Annotated in this window: 19 protein-coding genes; 12 read left to right on the top strand and 7 right to left on the bottom strand. The window is 72.9% G+C overall.

Annotated features, from left to right (window positions below; all coding sequences use genetic code 11):
- The first annotated feature begins 683 nt into the window (after positions 1–683).
- Positions 684–884, top strand: coding sequence for a hypothetical protein (locus ACIBBD_RS08500; RefSeq protein ID WP_399418677.1), 201 nt, complete (start codon positions 684–686; stop codon positions 882–884).
- Positions 885–1,203: 319 nt separating this feature from the next.
- Here ACIBBD_RS08500 and ACIBBD_RS08495 read toward each other — a convergent pair whose 3' ends face one another.
- Together ACIBBD_RS08495 and ACIBBD_RS08490 are read right to left on the bottom strand one after the other, a co-directional pair.
- Positions 1,204–1,533, bottom strand: a complete 330-nt coding sequence (locus ACIBBD_RS08495) for a LysR family transcriptional regulator substrate-binding protein (RefSeq protein WP_399418529.1) — start codon at positions 1,531–1,533, stop codon at positions 1,204–1,206.
- Positions 1,534–1,746: 213 nt separating this feature from the next.
- Entirely contained in the window at positions 1,747–2,883 is a 1,137-nt protein-coding gene (locus ACIBBD_RS08490; protein ID WP_399418528.1) for an FAD-dependent oxidoreductase, read from the bottom strand.
- Between the two features lie 503 nt (positions 2,884–3,386).
- Between ACIBBD_RS08490 and ACIBBD_RS08485 the strand changes: the two genes are divergently transcribed.
- The 4 genes from ACIBBD_RS08485 to ACIBBD_RS08470 all read left to right on the top strand — a co-directional run bounded on the left by ACIBBD_RS08485 (position 3,387) and on the right by ACIBBD_RS08470 (position 9,354).
- On the top strand, positions 3,387–4,058 hold the full coding sequence (locus tag ACIBBD_RS08485) for an SGNH/GDSL hydrolase family protein (RefSeq protein WP_399418527.1): 672 nt from the start codon (positions 3,387–3,389) through the stop codon (positions 4,056–4,058).
- A gap of 393 nt (positions 4,059–4,451) precedes the next feature.
- Positions 4,452–5,474, top strand: coding sequence for a LacI family DNA-binding transcriptional regulator (locus ACIBBD_RS08480; protein WP_399418526.1), 1,023 nt, complete (start codon positions 4,452–4,454; stop codon positions 5,472–5,474).
- Positions 5,475–5,893: 419 nt separating this feature from the next.
- Positions 5,894–7,021, top strand: coding sequence for a cellulose binding domain-containing protein (locus ACIBBD_RS08475; RefSeq protein WP_399418525.1), 1,128 nt, complete (start codon positions 5,894–5,896; stop codon positions 7,019–7,021).
- A gap of 131 nt (positions 7,022–7,152) precedes the next feature.
- On the top strand, positions 7,153–9,354 hold the full coding sequence (locus tag ACIBBD_RS08470; protein WP_399418524.1) for a glycoside hydrolase family 3 N-terminal domain-containing protein: 2,202 nt from the start codon (positions 7,153–7,155) through the stop codon (positions 9,352–9,354).
- 88 nt (positions 9,355–9,442) lie between these two features.
- Here ACIBBD_RS08470 and ACIBBD_RS08465 read toward each other — a convergent pair whose 3' ends face one another.
- Positions 9,443–10,639, bottom strand: a complete 1,197-nt coding sequence (locus ACIBBD_RS08465; protein WP_399418523.1) for an NAD(P)/FAD-dependent oxidoreductase — start codon at positions 10,637–10,639, stop codon at positions 9,443–9,445.
- Positions 10,640–10,732: 93 nt separating this feature from the next.
- Positions 10,733–11,677: an RNA polymerase sigma-70 factor gene (locus ACIBBD_RS08460; protein WP_399418522.1), complete on the bottom strand. Its 945-nt coding sequence runs from the start codon at positions 11,675–11,677 to the stop codon at positions 10,733–10,735.
- A 351-nt stretch (positions 11,678–12,028) separates the two neighbouring features.
- Here ACIBBD_RS08460 and ACIBBD_RS08455 point away from each other — a divergent pair, with 351 nt between their 5' ends.
- A complete protein-coding gene (locus ACIBBD_RS08455) occupies positions 12,029–12,766 on the top strand; it encodes a flavodoxin family protein (protein ID WP_399418521.1) in 738 nt (245 codons plus the stop codon).
- A 149-nt stretch (positions 12,767–12,915) separates the two neighbouring features.
- Positions 12,916–14,310, top strand: coding sequence for a PA14 domain-containing protein (locus ACIBBD_RS08450; RefSeq protein ID WP_399418520.1), 1,395 nt, complete (start codon positions 12,916–12,918; stop codon positions 14,308–14,310).
- 116 nt (positions 14,311–14,426) lie between these two features.
- Here the strand turns inward: ACIBBD_RS08450 and ACIBBD_RS08445 are convergent, their stop codons facing one another.
- Complete coding sequence (locus ACIBBD_RS08445; protein WP_399418519.1) at positions 14,427–15,392, bottom strand: zinc-binding dehydrogenase; 966 nt, start codon at positions 15,390–15,392, stop codon at positions 14,427–14,429.
- Between the two features lie 95 nt (positions 15,393–15,487).
- On the opposite strand from ACIBBD_RS08445, the gene ACIBBD_RS08440 reads away from it, so the two are divergent.
- Both ACIBBD_RS08440 and ACIBBD_RS08435 read left to right on the top strand, forming a co-directional pair.
- Entirely contained in the window at positions 15,488–15,898 is a 411-nt protein-coding gene (locus ACIBBD_RS08440; protein ID WP_399418518.1) for a winged helix-turn-helix transcriptional regulator, read from the top strand.
- A gap of 219 nt (positions 15,899–16,117) precedes the next feature.
- The gene (locus tag ACIBBD_RS08435) at positions 16,118–16,996 is read left to right on the top strand and encodes a hypothetical protein (RefSeq protein WP_399418517.1); all 879 of its coding nucleotides are present in this window, start codon (positions 16,118–16,120) and stop codon (positions 16,994–16,996) included.
- A 114-nt stretch (positions 16,997–17,110) separates the two neighbouring features.
- Here ACIBBD_RS08435 and ACIBBD_RS08430 read toward each other — a convergent pair whose 3' ends face one another.
- Complete coding sequence (locus tag ACIBBD_RS08430; protein WP_399418516.1) at positions 17,111–17,764, bottom strand: lytic polysaccharide monooxygenase; 654 nt, start codon at positions 17,762–17,764, stop codon at positions 17,111–17,113.
- Between the two features lie 499 nt (positions 17,765–18,263).
- Between ACIBBD_RS08430 and ACIBBD_RS08425 the strand changes: the two genes are divergently transcribed.
- The 3 genes from ACIBBD_RS08425 (at position 18,264) to ACIBBD_RS08415 (ending at position 22,419) form a co-directional block, all read left to right on the top strand.
- Positions 18,264–20,465: an MMPL family transporter gene (locus ACIBBD_RS08425; RefSeq protein WP_399418515.1), complete on the top strand. Its 2,202-nt coding sequence runs from the start codon at positions 18,264–18,266 to the stop codon at positions 20,463–20,465.
- 5 nt (positions 20,466–20,470) lie between these two features.
- Positions 20,471–21,685, top strand: a complete 1,215-nt coding sequence (locus ACIBBD_RS08420; RefSeq protein WP_399418514.1) for a sensor histidine kinase — start codon at positions 20,471–20,473, stop codon at positions 21,683–21,685.
- 80 nt (positions 21,686–21,765) lie between these two features.
- The gene (locus ACIBBD_RS08415; RefSeq protein ID WP_399418513.1) at positions 21,766–22,419 is read left to right on the top strand and encodes a response regulator; all 654 of its coding nucleotides are present in this window, start codon (positions 21,766–21,768) and stop codon (positions 22,417–22,419) included.
- 209 nt (positions 22,420–22,628) lie between these two features.
- Here the strand turns inward: ACIBBD_RS08415 and ACIBBD_RS08410 are convergent, their stop codons facing one another.
- Positions 22,629–23,210, bottom strand: a complete 582-nt coding sequence (locus ACIBBD_RS08410; RefSeq protein ID WP_399418512.1) for a hypothetical protein — start codon at positions 23,208–23,210, stop codon at positions 22,629–22,631.
- Between the last annotated feature and the right edge of the window lie 175 nt (positions 23,211–23,385).

Genomic DNA, 23,385 nt, shown 5'->3' with positions numbered 1-23,385 from the left:
CTCTCCTGGAGGAAGTTCATGCCTCGTTTCGCAGCCACTGCACTGGTAGCCGTCACGATCGCCGGGTGTCTTGCGACACCCGCCGCTGCCGTGCCGGACCCGGTCGCGACGGTCGACTGCGCCGTTCAAGAAGTCACGGGCCTCGTGGACCTGGCCAGTCCCGGAGTTCCCACCGAGGTGCCAGGCACGGGTTGTCTGGCCCCCTGACCTGCCATGGCGTGGCCCTCGGGCGTGCCACTTTCGTGCCACGACGGGCGGGGAGGCACGGGGAACCGGGGAACGCGGGGTGACTTCGGCCGGAGTCCGGTCGAGACAGGGAATCGGCAGGTCACGCCTGTGATCGCCCACCCTCGCTTCTGAATGCGGGACCCTGGCATCAAAGAGTCCTCATCCGCTGAGCATCCCCCGGGCCGTCCCGGGGCCGTCCGGGGGTGCTCCACGGTGACCAACGCGGAGGACCACCCACGACTCATCCGCGAGTGACAGCATCGATCGATCACAGGGCCGCAGGTCACAGACCCGGCCCTTTACTTCTTCGGCCGCTGAAACCCCTCGGGGCAGCCTGACACCGCCCGTTGGGACTCCGTCGCTCACGCGGGCAGGCGGCCCCGAAGCATGACGTAAGGACCTGCGAGTCGTTGACCGGCCCGCATCCTGTGATCGCTGATCTCGTTGATCCGATCATGAACAGGATGATGACCGTCATGTCCTTCGCAGCGGGCCTCGTTGCCGTGACTGCGGGCTCAGCAATCGCGGACGAAACCCACACGGATTCGCACAACGCGCCGGTGGTCGCGCTCATCAGCACCGGGCAGATCGACGATCCTATGGAAGACGTGCTCGAACACACGCTCAACTTCGGCGACGGATACAAGTGGGGCTAGGGCCTGTCGTTCGGATCAGGTCGCAGACGCGGAGCCTGGCACGCGCATCTGCGGCGTCGAGAAGCACCGCCGATTCCCTGCGACCTCCGAACGACAGGCCGTAGGCCCCAATCCGGCGGGAGGTGCGTGGTGCGGTCCTGCCGCGCGGCGGTGCGCAGCGCATCGATGACGGCCGTGGTCGTCGGGTTCGCGGTCTCGGTGTGACGGGTCGCGGCAACAGCAGGCGCAGGATGGGGCGGCCCTCGATGGGCGCCGTGCGGATTCCGGGTGTGGCCGGGTCGATGGCCGTCCGGGGGACGAGCGCGGTGGCGAGGCCGGCCTATGCGAGGGCGAGCTGGGCAGCGACGTCGGCGGTGACGTAGCGCGGTGTGGGGGCGAAGCCGGCCTCCTGGCAGGCGTGCAAGACCGCCTGTCCGCAGTCCGTGGTCGGCGGCGGTACGGCGAGACTGCGCGTGGCCAGTTCCCGCAGGGTGACGGGCCGCTCCTCGGCTCGGTCGGCCGCGGTGACGGCGAGCAGCGGATCGTCGAGCAGCGGGAAGACCTCGATGCCCCGGGGTGTGGTGTCGGGCAGGTGGTGATACCGCTGTCGTCCGGCTCGTCCACGCGTTGACCGCCTCCCCGACCCCGTGACCGCGGTCGGGACGTCCACAGGAGCGCGAAGCCCCCGCCGGTCGTCGCCAGCCGCCCCGGGCGCCGGCCCGAGCCACATCCGACGCTTCGGGCGGGCAGCGGTCGACGACCGATTGTCGGCTCCGGGTCTCTGCGGCCTCGGGCGCGAGGCGAGCCCGAGGCCGCGCCTCGTCCCGGCCGGTTCGTCGACACCCCGGGGACCGCACGACGGCGGACAGTCCGGGCGGATGCCTCACCGGGACTGATCGTGCCGGGTGAACGCGGCGATCAGGTCGTGGGCTGGGTCGGTGCCGGAGTCGGTCCCGTGGGCCTCGGGCCCTCCGAAGGTGGCGGCCTCGGCGCTGCGGGGGAACATGGCCTGCTCGTATGCGGTGAGCGCGGCCTCGATGTCGTCGGGGTGCTCCGCGAGGGCCTTGCCGAGTTCGGCGCCGTCGAGCATGGCCAGGTTGGCGCCTTCGCCGTTCGGGGGCGACAGGTGGGCGGCGTCACCGAGCAGGGTCACCCCCGGCACCCGGTCCCACCGGTGCCCGGTCGGCAGAGCGTAGAGGGGGCGCAGGACCGGCGCGGTGTCGCCGTCGGTGATCAGCGCGGTGAGCTCCGGCGCCCAGCCGTCGAACTCCTGGGCGATCCGCGCGGTGGCCACGGCCGCCTCGGTGAAATCGATGGCGGCGAACCAGTCCTGCGTCTCGGCCAGCCCCACGTAGGCGTGCAGAGTGTCGCCCCTTTCCCGGTGAGCGAAGATCTCCCTGCCCGGCCCGACCGCGATCATCGACCCGCCGCCGACCGCTTTCGCGGCGGCCGGGTGCCGGGTGTCGGCGTCGAACAGGTAGGTCTCGACGACCGACTTGCCGACGTACTCGGGTGTGGCGGCGCGAAGCAGCGGCCGGACCCGTGACCACGCGCCGTCCGCGCCGACCAGCAGGCTGGTGACGACAGTGCCGCCGTCGGCGAACGTCACCTCGTGGCGCCCCTCGCCGAGGGTCCGGGTGCCGCTGGCCTTGTGCCCCCACTGGACGGTGCCGGCGGGGAGCGAGTCGAGCAGGATCTGTCGCAGCTCACCGCGTTGCACCTCGGGTCGTCCCCCCGTGCCGTCGTCGGCTTGGTCGAACAGGACGGTCCCGTCCGGGTCGAGGACCCGCATGGCCTGACGGCCCTCCAGGATGAGGCCGCGGAACTCGTCCATCAAGCCGGCCGTTTCGAGGGCCGGTTGGCCGTTGTAGTCGTGGATGTCGAGCATCCCGCCCTGCGAGCGCGCGGTCGGGGAGGGCTCCGCCTCGTGGACGGTGGCCGGTATTCCGTGGACGTGCAGGACGCGGGCGAGCGTGAGGCCGCCGAGCCCGGCGCCGATGATCGTGACGTGAGTGGTCATGAGGGCTGCCTTCCTGAGCGTGGACCGCCGGGCGCACCACCCGGCAGGTCACGCCGGGAGCGCCGTTCCCGTGAGCCGGGGCGATGCGGTGCTGGGGGCCGGTGCCGTTGTTGGCCGGCGCCGACAGCTCCAAGGTCCCGGCGGCCGTCGACAGATCACCGACAGATCGCCGACCACGCCGACGACCTCCCGACACCGGCCCGGTCCGCTCGCGGGCTCACGTATGCGCCGGTGGTCAGGTCTCCGAGGGGTCCGGCCTGGTGGTGATCGCAGTGGCCCAGGGACGTATCGGCTCCGGATGCCTCCGGCCTCGGAGTCCGGCTCGGCCGTCATGACCGGTGGTGGCCCAGGCCTCCCGAGGACCAGGCCGACGCCTCTCCCGCGGCGGAGCCGAGCACCAGGAGCAGCACCCGGTCGGCGTAAAGGCGGTGGGCGCTCCCGCGATACCCCCTTCGGAGTAGTCCAATGGTGACGCCTCCGTCAGGCGCATTAGCTTCTGCAGCATGGGCATATCTGCAGCGCGGCTGACAGGCCGCGCCATGGTGCTGGTGACCCTGCTCTGCGCCCTCGTGGCCACGGACGCCAACATTCCAGCCAACGCTGCCGCCCGGCGGCTGAGCCTGTTCGTCCTGGGTGACAGCATCGCCGGCGGCAGCTCACAGGGCGGTAATGGACCGCGTGGCTGGCCCTCGCTGGTCGCTCGACAGCTGGGGCTGACGCTGCGTCTCGACGGCAAGGGTGGCACCGGCTACACCACTGGTGGCCGGCAGAAGGGCGGACGGCCGTACCCACAACGGGTCGCCGACGCCATCGCCGCGAAGCCGGACCTGGTGATCGTCGAGGGCTCCCGCAACGACTCCGGCCCGACGAGGACCAAAGCCGCCGCGGTCGACACGCTGCGCCGTCTCCGGGCGGGGCTGCCCCACGCGCGCATCCTGGTCGTCGGGCCGATCTACTCGTATCCGCGGCCGATCGGCTCGCACCCGATCGACGAGGCGGTCTCGGCCGCGGCGAGGAAACTGGGCATGCCTTACGTGTCCGCGGTGCGCCGTGGGTGGTTCACCGGATCCGCCCACCGGTACATCGGGAGCGACGGCGTGCACCCCACGAACGCCGGACACGCATACCTCGCCCAGCGGATCCGCCCCGAACTGTCGCGGCTGGTGCGCACGTAGGACCGGACGGCTGATCGCCGGCAGAGGTGCGGGACCGGCTCGGCCCGTTCCCGACACCGCGCCGCCCGGTCATCCATCCCCCCCCGGTCTGTCCGGGGGGCCCGGGAAGTGTCCGGGACCCTACCGACGGCCGGTCTTCGTCGACGGCCAGGGAACGATCTGCCGGGGCCGGCCGCGCACCACGTGTCGCACGGGCCGAAGGCAGGCGGCGACGACCAGGTACCGGTTACCGGTTACCGGCCGCGTACCGGAGTGACGGATACGGCGCAGCGGGCGTCCAACCAGGCGACGGAGAACGGGCTCTGACGTCGCATCAGCCGCGTCCGAAAGCAGTGCCGGGGCATTCGGCCGCCGGGGCTCGGCCCGTAAGATCGGGGGCCTTTGGGGGTGAACATGGTCAAGCGGCGTCCCGGCACTCCGACGCTGGAGGAGGTGGCCGCGCTGGCCGGCGTCGGGCGGGGCACGGTCTCCCGTGTCATCAACAACGAGGCGGGCGTGAAGGAGTCCACGCGCCACGCCGTGCAGCGCGCCATCGCCGAACTGGGATACGTGCCCAACCTGGCGGCGCGCTCCCTGGCCGGGCGGCGCGCGGACGCCGTCGCGCTGGCGATGACGGAGCCGGACTGGCGGCTGTTCGGTGAGCCGTTCTTCTCCGAGGTCGTCCGGGCCGTCGGCGATGCCCTGTCCGACACGGCGGTGCAGCTGCTGCTCACCCTCGTCCGTACGGACGCCGAGCGGCAGCGCTTCGTCGAGTACGCCCGGGGCGGCCGGGTCGACGGGGTGCTGCTGGTGTCCGTGCGCGCCGAGGACCGGCTGCCGGACATGCTCGCCGACGCCGGGCTGCCCACCGTGCTGCTGGGCCGGCGCTCGGGTGACGAGCAGGTCACCTACGTCGACGCGGACAACGCCGGCGGTGCCCGTGCGGCGGTCGCCCACCTGGTGCGCGGCGGCCGGAGAACCATCGCCGCCATCACGGGCCCGCCCGGCATGTACGTCGCCCGGTGCCGGCTGCGCGGATACCGGGAGGCGCTGGAGCAGGCGGGACTCGACGCGGGTCCGTCCCTGGTCGCCGAGGGTGACTTCAGCGAGGCCAGCGGGCGCCGGGCGATGGCCGAGCTCATCGAGCGGCATCCGGGGATCGACGCCGTGTTCGCCGCGTCCGACACCATGGCCGCCGGGGCACTGGCCGTCCTGCGCGCGGCGGGCCGACGGGTGCCGGACGACGTCGCGGTCATCGGCTTCGACGACTTTGAGCTCGCCGAGCACACCGATCCCCCACTGACCACCGTCCGCCAGCCGTTGGAGGAGATCGGCCGGACCATGGTGCGTCTCCTCCTGGAGGAGATGGAGCAGCCCGAGGTGGCCTGGCGGCACGTGATCCTCCGGACGCGGTTGGTGCTCCGGGAGTCGGCCTGAGCCGGCGGCTCCGGCGGCTCCGGCACTGACGGCTCCGTCGGCTCACGGGTCGGCCCGACACCGCCGCCCCGCCGGCTCACGCCTGTGCCGGTTGCGGTGCCCCCGGGGCCCGTTGTCCTGAGCCTCGGCGTGCCCGTCGGCTTCCCCGGCACAGGCCCCCTCACCCAGGGAGCGCCCTCCTGCTGGGAGCGCTCCCAACCCCCTCACACCCGCCGGACGCGCCCCCACCCCCGCACAGCGACCCCGGCGAGCTGGAGCTTCGAAACCCGTTCGACCCACAGGGTTGTCAGGAGCATGAGGCACTTCTACAGTCCCCCTTCAGAGCCAGTGGGTGGGAGCGCTCCCATCGCGTAGCGGGGTGGGAGCGCTTCCGAACGCGCGTCACCCGAACCGGTCGTCCCTCCCAGAGAGGCCCCCACATGCGATCGTCACCCCACCGCCCCCGCACCGCGCGCGCCCTGTTCGGCGCGCTGCTCGCCGTTCTCGCCACCCTGGGCACCCTGGTCGTCGCCGCGCCGACGGCGCAGGCCGACACCACGATCTGCGAACAGTACGGCTCGACCGTCATCCAGGGGCGCTACGTCGTCCAGAACAACCGCTGGGGCACCAGCGCCACGCAGTGCGTCACCGCCACCGACACGGGCTTCAGGGTCAGCCAGGCCGACGGCTCCGTGCCCACCAACGGGGCCCCGAAGGCGTACCCGTCCGTCTTCAACGGCTGCCACTACACCAACTGTTCCCCCGGCACCAACCTCCCGGCGCAGATCAGCGGCATCACCAGCGCGCCCAGCAGCATCTCCTACGGCTATGTCGGCGACGCCGTCTACAACGCCTCGTACGACATCTGGCTGGACCCGACGCCCCGCACCGACGGCGTGAACCGGACCGAGATCATGATCTGGTTCAACAAGGTGGGCCCGATCCAGCCGATCGGCTCCCAGAGCGGCACGGCCACCGTGGGCGGGCGCACCTGGCAGGTGTGGACCGGCAACAACGGCTCCAACGACGTGATCTCCTTCGTCGCGCCCTCGGCGATCACCAGCTGGAGCTTTGACGTCATGGACTTCGTCCGGCAGACCGTCTCCCGCGGGATGGCGCAGAACACCTGGTACCTGACCAGCGTGCAGGCCGGTTTCGAGCCCTGGCAGAACGGCGCGGGGCTCGCGGTGAACTCCTTCTCCTCGACCGTCAACACCGGCGGCGCCGGTGACCCGGGTGGTCCCGGGGCCCCGGCGGCGAGCTGCAGGGTGACGTACGCGACGAACGTGTGGGAGGGCGGCTTCACCGCCAACGTGACGATCGCCAACACCGGTTCGTCCACCGTGGACGCCTGGAAGCTGGCCTTCGCCCTGCCCTCCGGGCAGCGGATCACCCAGGCCTGGAACGCCACCGTCTCCCCGTCGTCCGGAGCCGTGACGGCGAGCGCCCTGGCGCACAACGGGCAGATCGCGCCGGGCGGCAGCCAGACGTTCGGCTTCCAGGCCACCCACAGCGGCACGTTCGCCCAGCCGGCCGGGTTCAGCCTGAACGGCACCAGCTGCGCGTGACCCGACGCGGCACGCCGCACCGGACCGCCCCGGGGCCCGCCCTCCCCTTCCCCCGCGCCGACGGGGTGGGCCCCCGGGGCGACCACCCGCTCCCTCGCTCCTCCGGCCGACACCGGAAAGGCCGCCCCGCCATGAGCCAGAGCCCCGCACCGACCTCCCGCCGCCCCGCGTTGTTCACCGCCCTGTGCGCCGCCGCTCTCGCCGTGACCGGCGTGACCGGAGCGGCAGCGCCGGACGAACCGGTGGTGGCCGCCGCCCTGCCGTACCAGGACCCCGCCCTGCCGGTGGCGGACCGGGTCGCGGACCTGCTGTCCCGGATGACGCTCGACGACAAGCTCGGCCAGATGACGCAGGTCGAGAAGGACGCGCTGGTCCCGCCGTCCGACCTCGCCACCTACCGCATCGGCTCGGTGCTCTCCGGCGGCGACTCCACGGTCAGCCCCAACAACGCCCGGACCTGGGCCGACACCTACGACTCGCTCCAGCGCACCGCCCTCGGCACCCCGCTCGGCATCCCGATGATCTACGGCATCGACGCGGTGCACGGCCACAACGCGGTGCGCGGCGCCACGGTCTTCCCGCACAACATCGGCCTCGGCGCCACCCGCGACCCGGCGCTGGTGCAGCGCGTCGGGCGCGCGGTGGCCGAGGAGGTGGCGGGCACCGGCATCGACTGGTCGTTCGCGCCCTGCCTGTGCGTGGCCCGCAACGACCGGTGGGGCCGCACCTACGAGTCGTTCGGCGAGAAGCCCGAACTGCCCACCTCGATGGCCATCTTCGTCACCGGCATGCAGGGCGAGACCCTGGGCGGCGACCCGGCCTCGGTGCTCGCCACCGCCAAGCACTACCTCGGCGACGGCGGCACCACCGGCGGTGTCGACCAGGGCACCACGGAGCTGTCCGAGGCCGAGCTGCGCGCGATCCACCTGCCGCCGTTCAAGGAGGCGGTCCGGCGGGGCGTCGGCTCGGTGATGCTCTCGTACAGCAGCTGGAACGGCGTGAAGTCGCACGCGCACAAGTACCTGGTGACCGACGTGCTCAAGGGCGAGCTGGGCTTCGGCGGGTTCGTCGTGTCCGACTGGGCCGCCGTCGACCAGCTCGACGGGCTCAGCGGCTTCACCGGAGCCGAGATCACCACGGCCGTCAACGCCGGCGTCGACATGGTGATGGTCCCGCACGACTACCGGAAGTTCCTCACCCTGCTGCGCGGCGAGGTGACCGCCGGGCGGGTCCCCCTCGCGCGCGTCGACGACGCCAACCGCCGCATCCTGACGAAGAAGTTCCAGCTCGGCCTGTTCGAGAAGCCGCTCACGGACCGTTCGCTGACCCCGGGCGTCGGCTCCGCCGGGCACCGGGCGCTGGCCCGGCAGGCCGTGCGGCAGTCGCAGGTGCTGGTGAAGAACGACGGCGGTGTGCTGCCGCTGGCGAAGAACGCCAGGCTGTTCGTGGCCGGCAAGTCCGCCGACGACATCGGCAACCAGAGCGGCGGCTGGACCGTGGGCTGGCAGGGCCGCAGCGGCCCGGTCACCGAGGGCACCACGATCCTCCAGGGCATCCGCGCCGCCGCGACCGACCCGTCCCGGGTCACGTACGACCGTTACGGCAACGGCGTCGACGGCAGCTACACGGCCGCCGTCGCGGTCGTCGGGGAGACGCCGTACGCCGAGATGCGCGGCGACCGGCCCGGGAGCATGGGGCTGGACCAGGAGGACCTGCAGACCCTCGCCCGGCTGAAGGCGAGCGGGGTGCCCGTCGTCGTGGTCCTGGTCTCCGGGCGCCCGCTCGACATCGCCGCCCAGCTGCCCGACTGGAAGGCTCTCCTGGCCGCCTGGCTGCCCGGCACCGAGGGCAACGGCGTGTCGGACGTGCTCTTCGGCGACCACGCCCCCACCGGCAAGCTGCCCATGACGTGGATGCGCAGCGCCTCCCAGCAGCCGGTCAACGACGGGGACGGCAAGACCCCGCTCTTCCCGTACGGCCACGGCCTGACGTACGCCGGCACGGACCCCGGTCCCGGCCCGGACCCGGAGCCCGCGCCCGAGGCCTGCACCGCCCAGTTCAGGACCGCCTCGTCCTGGTCCGGCGGCTACCAGGCGGAGGTCACCGTCAAGAACACCGGCACCGGCCCGCTCACCGGCTGGTCCGTCGGCTGGGACCTGAACGGCTCCACCGTCACCAGCCTGTGGAACGGCTCCCTCACCGTGGCCGCGGGCCGCGCCACCGTGCGTGCCGCGGCCCACAACGGCGCCCTGTCACCCGGCGCCACCACCTCGTTCGGCTTCACCGCCGACGGCGGTGCGGGCACGCCCGCGCCGCAGTGCACCGGCTCCTGACGTCCGATGCGGTGCGGGCAGCCCCTGCGGCCGGGACAGCGGAACGGGCGCCCTCGTGTCGTCGAGGGCGCCCGTTCCGCTGTGTGCGTCAGGCCTGCGCCTCGACCGCCTGGGCCGCCTGGGCCGCCTTCCGCACGACGGGGCGGCGCCGGGTGGGCATCCCGAACGTGGGGTTGGCGACGCTCCAGACCGCGCCCTTGCAGACCAGCTCCTTGTAGACGGCGGCGATCCGTCCCGTCAGGGCCGCCCGCACGGCGCGGTCGTCGGGGGTGACGTACTGGATCAGGCCTTCCTTGCGGCCCAGCGAGATGCACTGGTTGAAGTACTTGAGCGGCACGGTCGGGATCTTCCCGCCGGTCAGGCGCGCGGCGATGGTGTCGGCGGCCTGCCAGGCGGTGAAGCCGCCCGAGGCGCACGACATGCGCAGCGGCTTGTCGCCGGCGCCCGTCGCCAGGGCCGCGTCGCCGATGACGTACACGTCCGGGTGCGAGACCGAGCGCATGGTCCGGTCGACCACGATCTGGCCGGTGTCACCGACCTCCAGGGTGGTGGCCCGCGCGATCGGGTGGACGGCGAAACCGGTGGTCCACACGGTGACCGCGGCCGGGACGGACGTGCCGTCGGCGGTGGTGACGCGGTCGGCCTCGACCTCGGTGACGGCGGCGTGCTCGTGCACGGTGATGCCGAGCTTGTCGAACACCTTCCGCAGGTGCCGGCCGCCCTTGGGCGAGAGCCAGTCGCCGAGGCCGCCGCGGGCGACGAGGGCGACGTCGAGGTCGGGACGGGCCTCGGCGATCTCGGTCGCCGCCTCCAGGCCGGTGAGGCCGCCGCCGACCACGACCACGGGCTGTCCGGCGGCCAACCGCGCGAGGCGCTCACGCAGCCGCAGCGCTCCGGGTCGGCCGGCGATTTCGAACGCGTGCTCCGCGGCGCCGGGAACGCCCTGGTCGTTCCAGGCGCTGCCGAGGGCGTAGACGAGGGTGTCGTACCGCAGCTCCTCGGCGCCGTTCGCGTCGCGGACGGTGACGGCCTTGCGGTCGACGTCGACGCCGGTGACCTTCGCGACCCTCAGGTCGACGCCGGTGCCCGCGAACAGCTCGCTGAGGGGCCGGGGCTTGAGGGACTGGCCGACCGCGAGCTGGTGCATGCGGACGCGCTCGACGAAGTCGGGCTCGGCGTTGACGAGGGTGATGGCGACGTCTTCGGGGCGCAGCCGCCTGGCGAGGCGACCGGCGGCGACGGCTCCGGCGTATCCGGCTCCGAGGACGATGATGCGGTGCTGCATGTGCCTGCTCCTGTCGTCAGCGGGTTCGCCCCTTGAACCGGGCGGCCCGCCGTTTCCTGACAGGAGCGGGATGTGAAGCGGCTCACACCGCGGTCAGAAGGCGTCGAACAGGGGCTCGCCGCGGTCGGCGGCCGCCCAGCGGCGGGTCGCGCGTTCGAGCTTGTCGGGGTTGACCTGGCTGCGGACGGCGGCGATGCCCTCGGCGGTGACCTCCAGGCACATGACGCCGATGACCCGGCCGTCGAGGACCACGACGACGGCGGGTTCGCCGTTGGCGGTCGTGGCGTACACCCCGGGCGAGCCGCCGACCAGGTCGCGCTTGGCCTTGCCGGGTTTGAACAGGCCCCGCAGGAACTTCGCGACCGCGAGAGCGCCCTCGAACGCCTTGGCACGGGCCGGGACCTTCCCGCCGCCGTCGCCGATCGAGACGGCGTCCTGGGTGAGCAGCCGTACGAGCGGCTCGGTCCGGCCGCTGGTGGCCGCCGCGAGGAACTCGTCCACGATCCGCCGGGCGGCGGCCTCGTCGACCTCGGTGCGGGCCTTGCCGTCCGCGACGTGCTTCTTGGCGCGGTGCAGGATCTGCTGGCTGGCCGGCTCGGTGATGTCGAGGATCCGGGCGATCTCCCGGTGCGGGTAGTCGAAGGCCTCCCGCAGCACGTACACCGCCCGCTCGTTGGGGGAGAGCCGCTCCAGCAGGGCGAGGACGGCGTACGAGACCGACTCGCGCTGTTCGGCGGTGTCGGCCGGACCGAGCATCGGATCACCGGCGAGCAGCGGCTCGGGCAGCCACTGGCCCACGTAGGTCTCGCGCCGCGCGCGGGCCGACGTGAGCTGGTTGAGACAGAGGTTGGTGAGCACCTTCGTCAGCCAGGCCTCGGGGACCTCGACGTGGTCGACGTCGGCGGCCTGCCAGCGCAGAAACGTCTCCTGCACGGCGTCCTCGGCCTCGCTCGCGGAGCCGAGGAGGCGATAGGCGATGGCCTCCAGGCGGGGCCTGGAGGCCTCGAACCGGTCCACGTCGTGCATGGTCATGGCCATGGCTCGGATCCTAGCCCGCGCGGCACGCCGAGACCGCCGCATTGCGGGCCTGCGCTGGTCGGGGGGTACGCCGGGGGGCTCGGGTGGTGACGGGCGGTACGCCGGGGCGGTCGGGCGGTGACGGACGGTACACCGGGACTGGGTCGGTGACGGCTCCCGGCGGAGCCCCGGGGTCCTCGTGCGGCTTGGTGGGGTGGGGAAGGAGGACCCGGCCTGTCGTGGGTCGTTCGGCTGTCGGGGTGGTTGCCGGGGAACGGCCGGGGCGCAGCCGCCGCGACGGCCGCCGCGCCAGCACGATGGAGGCGTTGCGCCACCGTGAGGGCACGGTGGCACGTACCGCCGGGAGGGCCCGTGACCGACTCCGCACCGATCGCCGACGTCCCGCCCGCGCGCTACGACGACCTGCGCGCCCTCGTCTTCAACTGCACGCTCAAGCGGTCACCGGAGAGCAGCAACACCCAGGGCCTCATCGACCGCAGCGCACGCATCATGCAAGCGCAGGGCGTCCGGGTCGACGTCGTACGCGCCGTGGACCACGACATCGCCACCGGCGTCTGGCCCGACATGACCGAGCACGGCTGGCGGAGCGATGCCTGGCCTGCGCTGTACGAGAAGGTCCTGGCGGCGGACATCCTCGTGCTGGCCGGGCCGATCTGGCTCGGCGACAACAGCTCGGTGACCAAGCAGGTGATCGAACGCCTCTACGCCTGCTCCAGCCTCCTCAACGACGCCGGACAGTACGCCTACTACGGGCGCGTCGGCGGCTGCCTGATCACCGGGAACGAGGACGGCGTCAAGCACTGCGCCATGAACGTCCTCTACAGCCTCCAGCACCTCGGCTACACCATCCCCCCGCAGGCCGACGCCGGCTGGATCGGCGAAGCCGGACCCGGGCCCTCCTACCTCGACCCCGGTTCCGGCGGCCCGGAGAACGACTTCACCAACCGCAACACCACCTTCATGACCTGGAACATGCTGCACCTGGCGCGCCTCCTCAAGGACGCCGGGGGCATCCCCGCCCACGGCAACCAGCGCACCGCCTGGGACGCGGGCTGCCGCCACGACTACGAGAACCCGGAACACCGCTGACGCCGTGAGGGCCCCTCCCCCCTCCGGCTCGTCGCGGGCACCGTGCAACCCTCCTCCGCCCTCACCGGTCTCCACGCCGTACGTCCCGCACAGCGTGAAAGGCCCCCGTGCTTCAGAAGAGTCCCGTCGCCGCCCGGACCGGTGGTGTCATGGCCGCCGTCGTTCTCGGTGGCCTGCTGGTCGCCGTCCCGCAGGCGGCGGCCGCCGACGTCAGCTGCTCGACCAACGTCTACCAGCGGTCGTTCTACAAGAACACCTCGTTCTCCGGCTCCCCGGTGAGGACCGACTGCGACAGCGTCGTCAGCCAGAGCTGGTCCGGCAGCCCGGTCTCCGGCGTGCCGTCGGACAACTTCGGTGTCCGCTGGTCGGTGACCCGCGACTTCGGTTCCGGGGGCCCCTTCACGTTCGCCGTCTCCGCCACCGACGGCGTGCGCGTCTACCTGGACGGCGTCCGCCGGATCGACCTGTGGACGGGCACCGGGGACACCGCCCGCTCCAGGAGCGTCGACCTCACCGTCCCGTCGGGCAGGCACACCCTCCGCGTCGACTACGTCAACTGGAGCGGCGCCGCCAAGGTGAAGTACACGTACACGCCCCGCACGTCGGCCACGTACGACAAGACGAAGCCGCTCGCCCCCACCGGTGTGAAGACCGCCTACAACACCACGACCCGCAGGACGACCGTCTCCTGGTCCGCCAACAAGGAGATGGACCTGGCGAGTTACTCCCTCTACCGGCGGCCGGTCGGCTCCGGCACCTGGACGAAGGTCACCACGACCACCGCTCGCAGCCACACCGACCCCCTCGTGAACCCCGACGACCGCACGCCCTACTCCTACGAGGTCCGCGCCCGGGACAAGGCGGGCAACACCTCGTCGGGCAGCACGGACACCCTCGTCCGTCCCCTCCCCGTCGTCACCTCCCTGACCGGCGCCTACGACGAGGCGACCGGCACGGTCACCCTGACATGGCCCCTCAACACCGAGCCGCACTTCGACCACTACACGGTCCTGAGCAACGACAAGGTGGAGGGCTCCTACGTCTGGGTCCCGCTCGGCACCACGCGGGGCAACACCTGGACCACCGGCCCCGTCACCGCCGACGGCGAGACCCGTCACTACCGCGTCCTCGTCACCAACGACGGCGGCACCACCACCTACAACCCGGCCTGGCTCGACGCCTACGCCACCAACGAGCTCTGGCTCGCCGTCCCCGACGGCATCGCCCCCGCCTACGCCCCCGACCTGACCCTGGGCACCTGCGCGGGCGGCGTCCAGGCGACCGCCACCGACTACACGCCCGGCCCGGTCCGTGACTTCACCGGCTTCGAGATCGAGCGCAGCGAGGCGGGGACGGACACCTGGTCGGTCGTCCTGCACCAGGCCTACACCGCCAACCCGCGTTCCGACTTCGCCACGGCCACCGTCTGCGATCCGCTGCCCGCCGGCGGACGCACCTACGAGTACCGGGCCCGCACCCATGACGCGGCCGGGAACCACTCGCCGTACAGCGAGCTCCGTACGGTGACCGTGCCGGTCGGCTGACGGACGCGGGGGACACGGGACAGGGCCGCCGCTACCGCCCTCCTCGCTCGCGGCGCACAAGCCGACTCCCCCGCCAGGCGGCCGACACCCGGCGGGGACCCCCGGCGCGGCGGTGGTCAGCCCACCTCGGCCTGCCGCGAGTGATCGGCCGACGGCTGACGCTCGCCGCGGGACACCTCCAGGACCGCCTTGCCGGGGACCCGGCGCCCGCGGAGTGCCTCGGCCGCCTCCGCGAAGCGTTCCCAGGGGTCCTGGCGGCCGATCTCGACCGTGAGGGCCCCTTCCGCGGCCAGTGCGGTGAGAGTGGCCAGGTCGGCACCGGCGTTGCCCTCGATGACGAAGGAGGTCAGCGACTTGGCCGGGCCGACCGTCGCGTACGGGGGGAAGACGGCCGGTTCCCCGGAGGTCCAGCCGACGCTCTGCACGGAGCCGCCGGGGGCGAGCAGGCTCCAGGCGGTGACCAGTTGGGAGCCTCCGACGCTGTCGATGATCACGTCGACCGGGCGGTCGAGTCCGTCCAGGCCGATCAGGACCTCGTCGGCGCCGAGTTCGGCCAGTCCCTCCCCGCGGGCGGCCGAGCCCACGGAGGCGATCACATGGGCTCCGGCCCGCGCCGCCAGCTGGACGGCGAACCGGCCGACCCCGCCGGAGGCACCGGTGACCAGCACCCTGCTGTCCGGTCCGAGTCCGGCGGCCCGCAGCGAGCGCAACGCGGTCACTCCGGCCACCGGCAACGCGACCGCCCGCGCCAGGTCCAGGGAGGCCGGCACCTCGGCGAGCGCGTCCACGTCGACCGCGACGCGTTCGGCGAACGCGCCCGGCGTCAGGGCCACGACCCGGGCGCCCACCGCCGGGCCGGTTCCGTCGGCGGCGGCCCGGGTCACCACTCCGACGGCGTCCGAACCGAGCACCGCTCCTGGCGGGACCCGGCCGGAACGGGCGTCGTTGAGATCGCCGTAGTTCAACGACACGTGGGTGACGTCCACCAGGACCTGGGACGGCCCCGCGACCGGGTCGGGAACCTCGTCGAGGCGGACGGCGGCGGGCGCGGACGGATCGACGACGAGAGCGCGAACGGACATGGCTTCTCCCCCTTGGCGCACGACGTGCTTGGTGCACGATGTGTTACAGAAGTCATCATCGGTAACGTGGTCGCTCGGCGGAAGGAGGCACATTCATGTCACGGAGTCACACCCGTGTCGCCGAGGCGGTGAGGGACGCGGTGCGGGACGAGGCGTGTCCGGTCACCGAGGTGATCGACCGGGTGGCGGGCAAGTGGAGCGTCGGCATCCTGATCGCCGCCGCCCACGGTCCCGTCCGGTTCACCGAACTCGAACGCGCCATCCACGGCATCAGCCGACGCATGCTCACCCTCACCCTGCGCCGGCTGGAGCGGGACGGACTGCTCGTGCGCACCGTGTACCCGACCGTGCCGCCCAAGGTCGAGTACGGCCTGACCCCCATGGCCCGGGAGCTCTACACCTCGCTGACCGGCCTGGTGGACTGGGCCGAGCGCCACCGATCCGCCATCGCCGAGGCCCGCGCCGCCTACGACGCCACCGCCGGGCGGGCGTCCGACGCGGTCTGAGGGGACCGGATCGCCTCACCGGTGACGGCCGTGCCCGTCGCCGGCGGCTGTCACACGAGGTGCGGCGAATCCGCGCAGGAGTGTCACACAGACTGCACACAGCCCGACGCGGGTGTCGTTAGCGTTGCTGCCCACTCCCTTCCCCGTACGAACGCGGCCCGAACGCGGCCACTTCACGGCCCCGAGGGTCGTCGACAGGTCAACTCAGGAAGGCCGCAGATGGACTACTGCTCCACGTGTCGCCGGCACCTCAACGGCGCCCTGGTGTGTCCGGGGTGCGGTGCCTACGCGCCGGACATCGCGCCGATCACCGACGGCCACACCGCTGTCGCGCGCGTGACCACGGCGCGGACGGCCACGGTGACCGGCGTCGCGGCGGCCTGGGAACCGACGTCCGGGGTGACGTGGCCCGAGGAGGGCGTCGGGGACGCGGAGGCGGCGGAGGCGGCCGACCGGGACGAGACCCCGGCGAGCGGCCCGTCCGGTGAGCCGGCGGGCGTGGCGAGCGCGCCGTCGGGGCGGGCGGCACGGCGCCGGCAGCTGGCCCGTTGGAAGAAGACACAGCGCCGCGCCCTGGTCGCGACGGCCGTGGCCTTCGTCGGAGGCGGCCTGACCGTCGCCGCGAACCCGTTCGACCGGCATTCCACCGACCGGGCCCAGGCGGCCACGACACCGGACACCACGGGCATGGGCGCCGCGGAGGAACCGGTGACGGAGCAGGACGTGCCCAGCGCCGTCCCGTCCTCCCCGACCGTCCCCGCGCGGTCGGCCGCGACCGACGACGCGCGCCGCAAGTCCACCGCGCCGGCGAACACCCGGCCGGACGCGACGACCGTCCTTCCCACGGCGGTGCCGTCGACGCCGCAGCCGCGGACCACGCCACCGACCTCGGGCTACGACGCGGTGGTCCCGGACCGGATCGGTACCGGCACCGGCGACACCGCCGGCAGCGCGGCCACCGCCGACACACCGGTGCCGCAGACGTCCGCGCCACCGGCCGCCGAGGACCCCGCGGACTCACCGGCGTCACCGCCGAGCCCGGCGCCGTCGGCGACGGCGCCGGAGAAGCTCTGCCTGCTCGTGGTCTGCCTCGGCTGACCGGGCCGGCCCGCGCCTTGCCGCCGGCCCCTCGAAGGGTCCGTTCCCACCGGACGCGACGCCTTCGGGGCGCGTCCGGTGGGAACGGCGGTGGGACGGCGGACCGGACGGCGGTCAGCGGAAGTTCACGTCACTGCAGAGGAAGTACGTCTGGTCCATGTGCGAGGCCTGCCAGATCGTGTAGACGACGTGCCGGCCGGTGAGGCCCGAGGTGCTCACGTCGATCGAGTAGTTCTGGCTGGGCGCGTACCGGCCGGTGCGGGCGACCAGTTGCAGGTCGCTCCAGCGCAGCGGCTGGGTGGCGGGGTCGAAGCCCTGGCGGGTGACGTAGACCAGGAAGTAGTCCGCGCCGTGGCTGGCCTGGTCGTACAGCCGCACGGTGAAGTTGCCCGAGACGTCGGTGGTCTTCCAGGCGCCCACGGCGTCCAGGGAGTTGTAGCGGCCGCCCTCGGTGCGGCCGCCGCTGCACAGCTGGCCGTCGGGGACGACGGCCTGGAAGTTGCCCGCGGAGCCGTTGCGGTACAGGCCGTTCCAGTTCCACATGGCGTTGGGGTTGTCCTGCCACGCCTGCCAGCACATGGGGTCCTGCTGTGCCATGGCCGGGTTCTGGAAGTCGCTGCCCCAGCGCAGCCAGCAGCCGTAGTTCCGCGACGCCGGGTCGACGACCGAACCGTGGGCCGCGGCGGTGCCGCTGCCGGGGATCAGGCTGAAGAGCAGCGCGGCGAGCACGCTCAGGAGGAGAGCCGGACGGAACCCGACCCGTCCCATGTCATGATCATGCCAAAGTGTACGGCGTAACACGGTCTCCCTCTTTCGGTGTGGGGGATGTGAGAGTGCCCCGGACGGGGGGTGGGAGCGCCGGTGTGGGGGGTGCGGGTGCCGATCTGGGAGCGCTCCCACACTGCACAGGCTGCGCCTCGGCCCCCATGGTCGCAACGCCGGATCGCGCCACTTTCACGCCCGGGTGGCGCGATCCTTGGGGTGCGGGCCACCGGGAGCCGAGGCGGGGTGGCGGCCGCCTCGGCGACCGCTGCCCGTGAGGCCGCGGGCGTTGCACACGCACCGGCCGGGGGCTCCGCACCGGTCGGGGGCGGTGGACCAGTCGGGGCGGGGCACCGGTCGGGGGCGGGGCACCGGTCGGTGGCGGTGCCGCTGAGGGCTCCGTCCAGGAGCTCCGTCCCGGGCGCCGGGTCCACCGACCGGTGGACAGCGGGTTCAACCGAGTGCCTCTGTCCGGCGACCGCCCCGCTCGACAAGGCTTTCGGGCATGAACTCACTCACTGTGCGCACGGCACGCTGGAGCGCGCGGCACCCTTGGCGGGCGATCGTCGGCTGGCTGGTGTTCGTGGCGCTGTGCCTGGGGGCCGGCAGTGCCGTCGGCACGAACAGCGCGAGGACGGCGGACTACCGGGTCGGTGAGGCGGGCCGCGCCGAGGCCCTGGCCGCCGAAGGCCACCTGGAGCGCAGAGCCACCGAGCAGGTGCTGATCTCCGCGAGGGCGGGCGCTCTCGACCACGGCGCCGCGCGGGCCGCGGCGGAGGAGCTCACCGCCCGGATGAAGCGGCTCCCGGACGTGGCGGCCGTGGCCGCCCCGCTGCTCTCCGACGACCGCTCGGTCCTCATGGTCGAGGTCGCGCTGAAGGGCGAGGAGCGGGACGCCAAGGACAAGGTCGACGCGCTGGTGGCGCAGACGGCGGCGGTGCAGCGGAGCCATCCGGAGCTGCGTCTCGAGGAGACCGGCAGCCCGTCCATCAGCAAGGGCGTCGACCAGCAACGCAGCGACGACCTGGCGCTGTCCGAGGCGATCACCCTGCCGGTCACGCTGATCACGCTGCTGGTCGTGTTCGGGTCGGTCACCATGGCCGGCGTCCCGCTGCTGTTGGCGCTGTCGTCGATCGCGGCGGCGATCGGGCTCTCCATGGTGGCCTCGCACCTCTCCCCCGACGCCGGGGTCGGCACCAACGTCATCCTGATGATCGGCCTCGCGGTCGGCGTGGACTACACGCTCTTCCACCTCAAGCGCGAGCGTGAGGAGCGGGCCCGCTCCGGCGGCCGGCTCGGCCCCGAGGCACTGGTGGAACTGGCGGCCGCGACCTCGGGCCGCGCGGTCGTGGTCTCCGGGCTCGCGGTCGTCGCCTCCACGGCAACGCTGTACCTGGCCTCCGACGTGATCTTCTCCTCGCTCGCGACGGGCACCATCGTCGTCGTCCTGGTCGCGGTGGCCAGTTCGCTGACGGCACTGCCCGCGCTCCTGGTCAAGCTCGGGCAGCGGGCGGAGCGCGGGGCGCTGCGGCGTGCGGCACGCGGGAAGCCCGACCGCCGGGTACGGGGGCAGGGAGGCGGCGGCCGGGTGTGGGGCGCGCTGCTGCGGCCCGCCGCCCGGCACCCCCTGGCCACTCTGTGCGTCTCGGTCATCGGCCTCCTCGCGCTCGCCGCGCCGCTGGCCGGACTGAGGATCACCGAGATGAGCCGGGACACCCACTCCCGCGACATCCCCGCGATGCGGGTGTACGACCGGCTCAACGAGGCGTTCCCGGAGCAGCGGGTGACCCACCAGGTCGTCGTACGCGCCGACGTCGCCCGCGCGGCGCAGGTCGCCGGGGCCCTGCGCGAGGTGGCCCGGCGCGCCGACGCCGACCCCCTGTTCACCGGTGCCTCCCGGACGCGGACCTCGGCCGACCACCGCACCAGCGTCCTCGAGCTGAAGGTGCCGTACCTGGGCGATTCCGAGCAGGCCCACGACTCCCTGGACCGGTTGCGGGACGACTACCTGCCCGCCACCGTGGGCCGGATCGACGGCGCCGAGTACGGGGTGAGCGGCGACGTCGCCCGCTACGCCGACTATCCCGCCCACCAGAACGGCAAACTCCCGCTGGTCCTGGGCGCGTTGCTGCTGGTGACCTTCGCGATGACCGTGTACGCCTTCCGGTCGGTCGTGCTCGGCCTGCTCGGTGTCGCGCTGAACCTGCTGTCCGCGGCGGCGGCGCTCGGACTGCTCGTCCTCGTCTTCCAGGGGACCTGGGCCGAAGGGCTGCTGGACTTCGACTCCACGGGGTCGATCGGCTCCCGCGTGCCGCTGTTCCTCTTCGTGATCCTCTTCGGGCTCTCGATGGACTACCAGGTGTTCGTGGTGAGCCGGATCAGGGAGGCCTCGCTCGCGGGGGTCCCCACGCGGCAGGCGGTGCTCGACGGGATCCGCGGCTCGGCGAGCGTGGTGACCAGTGCCGCGGTCGTGATGACGACCGTCTTCGTCAGCTTCGTCTTCCTGCACATCATCGAGATGAAGCAGATCGGCTTCGTGCTGGCGGTGGCCGTGCTGATCGACGCGTTCGTCGTGCGGGTGCTGGTCCTGCCGTCGGCGATGCTGCTGCTCGGCGAGGCGAGTTGGTGGCCCTCGCGCGGAGCGCGCCGCGCGGCGGCCGTACGGGAGGAAACCTCACTCGCCCGCCCGGCGGTCGACGTACGTTGATCGGCATGACCCCTCTCGCCGGGCCCCCCGCCGACGCCTTCTGGGCCACGACGCTGCGCCGCTGGAACGCGGTGTGCTGGGTGTTGTTCGCCGTGATGGCCGTCGGTCTCGCGGCCATGGACCGGCCCGATGGGGGCACGTACGCGGCGCTCGCGCTGCTGGGCAGCGTGGTGTTGTGCTACGCGGTCCTCGACCGCTTCCCGGACAACCCCGTCGTACGGCCGCACGTCTACCTGTCGGTGCTGGCCGTGGCGCTGGGCGGGATCGCGTACCTGCGCGGGAACTACGCGGCGCTGTTCATGGTGACGCTGCCGCACTACTGGATGTTCGGGCGGACACCGCGGGTCTCGATGGGCTTCCTGGGCCTCGCCACGGCCGGCACGCTGGCGGGCACGGTCCTGCGGCAGGACGGCTGGTCGGTGGAGTTCTTCAGCGAGACGCTCGTGTCCACGCTGATCGTCGTCGCCGTGGGGGTGCTCATCGGGCTGTGGGCGCACTCGGTGGTCGAGCAGAGCACGGAACGTGCCCGGCTCATCGACGAGTTGGAGCGGGCTCAGGCGCAGCTGTCCGAGGCGCACCAGCGTCAGGGGGCGGCGGACGAACGGGAGCGGATGGCGCGGGAGATCCACGACACGCTCGCCCAGGGCTTCGCTTCGATCGTCGTCCTCGCGGAGGCGGCCCGGGCGGGGCTCGACTCCGACACCGCGCGCAGTGCCCAGCAGCTGCGGTCGATCGAGTCGACCGCCCGGGAGAACCTCGCCGAGGCACGGGAGCTGGTCGGCTCGGCGCAGCGGCCGGGCCAGGTGGCGGCCGGTTCGGTGGCGCGGACGCTGCGCCGGACTCTCGACCGCTTCGTGGAGGACACCGGGCTCACCGTGGAAGCCGACCTGGAGGACCTGGTGTGCGACCAGCAGACCCGGATCGCGCTGCTGCGCTGCACCCAGGAGTCCCTGGCCAACGTACGCAAGCACGCCCGCGCCTCCACGGTCGGCGTGGTGCTGGCCCGGCAGGCGTACGGGGTGGAACTGGAGATCACCGACGACGGGGCCGGGTTCGTGGTCGGGGAGTCGCCGGGCTTCGGCCTGGACGGGATGCGCAAACGGCTGGCGGAGCTGGGCGGGAGGCTGACGGTGACGAGTTCGGTGGGTGACGGGACGCGGGTGCTGGCGCTGATCCCCGTGGCTGCCCCGGCGCCCGGAGAGAGCGGGGCGGGGACATGACCGGCCGGCACGGTACGGGAGCGACCGGCGGACGGGGTGCCCGCAGGGGTGGCGGAGGGGTCCGCGCGGGTGACGGAGGGGTGCGCGGGGTCCGCATCATCGTGGTGGACGACCACACCGTCATGCGGGCGGGAGTGGTGGCTCTCCTCGCCTCCGACGCCGGCATCGAGATCGTCGGCGAGGCGGGCGACGGCCGCGCCGCCCTCGAACTCGTCGAGCGGTACGAGCCCGACGTCGCCCTGGTCGACCTGCGGATGCCGGTGCTCGACGGGGTCGCCACGACGACCGAGATCGTGGCGCGCCATCCCCGTACCCGGGTGCTGATCCTGACGACGTACGACACCGACGCGGAGATCGAGCGCGGAGTGGAGGCCGGCGCCATCGGCTACCTCCTCAAGGACACCACCCGGGAGCAGCTGGTCGACGCGATCCACGCGGCGGCCCGCGGTGAGACGGTGCTGGCGCCCCGGGTGGCCGAGAGGCTGGTCGCCCGTATGCGGCAGCCCGCCCAGGTCCCGCTCACGGCTCGCGAGGCGGACGTGCTGAACGCGGTGGCGGACGGTCTGACCAACGCGGAGATCGGGCGGCGGCTCGTCATCGCCGAGGCCACGGTGAAGACCCACCTGCTGCGCCTGTTCGCCAAGCTCGACGTGAACGACCGGACCAGGGCGGTCGTGGTGGCGATGGAGAGAGGGCTGCTGCGCAGGGCGTCCGGTGCGGAGGGCTCCTCATGAACGGTCGACCGCGACGGCGGACGGGGACAGGCCGACCCCGGGGGGGACAGGCCGACCCCGGCGGACGGGAACAGGCCGACCCCGACGGGCGGGAAAGACCGCCCCCGACGGGCGGAAGAGGTCGGGCGCGACGGTAGGGGCGACTCTTTCGACTGACCGGGGCTGACCGAGGGGCACGGCTCGTCGAGTCCCTCGGTGGGCGGGCCCGCTCAGCGCGTGGGCCACCCCCAGCGGCTGTCGACCCGTTCCCACTCCGCGGCCCACTGCGCCAGACGGCGTCGTTCCAGCCCCAGCCGCACGGCCCAGGCGAGGCCCATGACCACCCCGCAGGTGGCCGCCGCCGCCAGCACACCGCCCGAGATCGCGTGCAGCCGGCTCTCGCCCGCGGTCAGCGGCTCGGCCGCGATCCGGCCTCCGCCGTCCGTCCATACGGTGACCGTGCTCCCGGACGGCGTCGTGGGCGCCACCCTCGCCTCGTCGGTGTACGTCCGGCCGTCCGGCGCGGTCCAGCGCACCGTGGCCCAGACCCGGTGGTCGACCGCCGCCCGCGCGGTCACGCGGTCCTTCACGTCCTCGACCACCACGGCCGAGACCTCACGGCTGCGCGCCCGCTGCCGCTCGGCCTCCGCCTCGACGGCGTCCGCCGTCACGAATCCCGCGACCAGGCCGCCCAGCAGGGCGAGCACCCAGGCGGCGAGCACGATCCACGCCTCGACGAGGTCGCTGCGGCGCCTGAGCGGATTCCGCCGCCACCTCCACAGACGCACCCTTCGGCACTGCGGAGCAGCCATCGGCCGACACCCCCTCGTGAGCATCGACAGCCCGCTTCCAGTGTGCGCCCGCGGAAGGCGTCCCGTCCGTTTCGCGTCAGGCCGGGGACGGTCCGCCCGCCGGAAAGACGGGGCCGTATCCCGGTCCCCGACCCGGGTGACATATACCCCCTAGGGGTATACATTGATGAGTGTG

Source organism: Streptomyces sp. NPDC051315 (assembly GCF_044455165.1).
Classification (GTDB): Bacteria; Actinomycetota; Actinomycetes; order Streptomycetales; family Streptomycetaceae; genus Streptomyces.
This window is presented reverse-complemented; position numbering and strand designations above follow the sequence as displayed.